Origin of the sequence: Streptomyces alfalfae (genome assembly GCF_004127445.1) — a bacterium.
Lineage (GTDB): Bacteria > Actinomycetota > Actinomycetes > Streptomycetales > Streptomycetaceae > Streptomyces > Streptomyces alfalfae.
The window spans coordinates 1-1,197 of the sequence record NZ_QEXM01000005.1 but is presented as its reverse complement, the minus strand read 5'-3'; the positions used below and the strand labels follow the sequence as shown (position 1 = coordinate 1,197).

Sequence of the window (1,197 nt, the reverse complement as noted above, 5' to 3'; positions counted from 1 at the left end):
ACGGTCTTCGTCTACGCGCACGACTTCCGGATCTTCGGCGGGGCGCTGGGCGAGGCCCACGCCACGAAGATCCACAAGATCATGGACATGGCCATCGCGGCCGGCGCCCCGCTGGTCTCGCTGAACGACGGCGCCGGCGCGCGCATCCAGGAAGGCGTCACGGCCCTGGCGGGCTACGGCGGCATCTTCCAGCGCAACACCAAGGCGTCCGGCGTGATCCCGCAGATCAGCGTGATGCTGGGCCCGTGCGCGGGCGGCGCGGCGTACAGCCCGGCGCTGACGGACTTCGTGTTCATGGTCCGCGAGACGTCGCAGATGTTCATCACGGGCCCGGACGTGGTCCGCGCGGTGACGGGCGAGGAGATCACGCAGAACGGCCTCGGCGGCGCGGACGTCCACGCCGAGACCTCGGGGGTCGCCCACTTCGCGTACGACGACGAGGAGACCTGCCTCGAAGAAGTGCGCTACCTCCTCTCCATGCTGCCGTCCAACAATCGCGAGAACCCCCCGGCCCACGACTGCGACGACCCCCTGGACCGCTCGGGCGTGGCGCTGCTCGACCTGGTCCCGGTGGACGGCAACCGTCCGTATGACATGCACCAGGTGATCGAGGAGATCGTCGACGACGGTGACTACCTGGAGGTCCACGAGCGCTGGGCGCGGAACATCATCTGCGCGCTGGCCCGGCTGGACGGCAAGGTCGTCGGCATCGTGGCGAACCAGCCGCAGGCCCTGGCCGGCGTCCTGGACATCGAGGCCTCCGAGAAGGCGGCCCGCTTCGTCCAGATGTGCGACGCGTTCAACATCCCGATCGTGACGCTCCTGGACGTCCCCGGCTTCCTGCCGGGCGTCGACCAGGAACACGGCGGCATCATCCGCCACGGCGCGAAGCTCCTCTACGCCTACTGCAACGCCACGGTCCCCCGTATCTCCCTGATCCTGCGCAAGGCGTACGGCGGCGCGTACATCGTCATGGACAGCCAGTCCATCGGCGCCGACCTCACCTACGCCTGGCCCACCAACGAGATCGCCGTCATGGGCGCGGAAGGCGCGGCCAACGTCATCTTCCGCCGCCAGATCGCCGCGGCGGAAGACCCCGAAGCCATGCGCGCCCGCATGGTCAAGGAGTACAAGGCCGAGCTGATGCACCCCTACTACGCCGCCGAACGCGGCCTGGTGGACGACGTCATCGACCCG

General features: G+C 69.0%; 1 protein-coding gene. It reads left to right on the top strand.

Going from position 1 to position 1,197, the window contains the following annotated elements:
- Positions 1–1,197: acyl-CoA carboxylase subunit beta (locus DCW30_RS01635; protein ID WP_164992594.1), on the top strand; the 1,197-nt coding region annotated here is incomplete at both ends.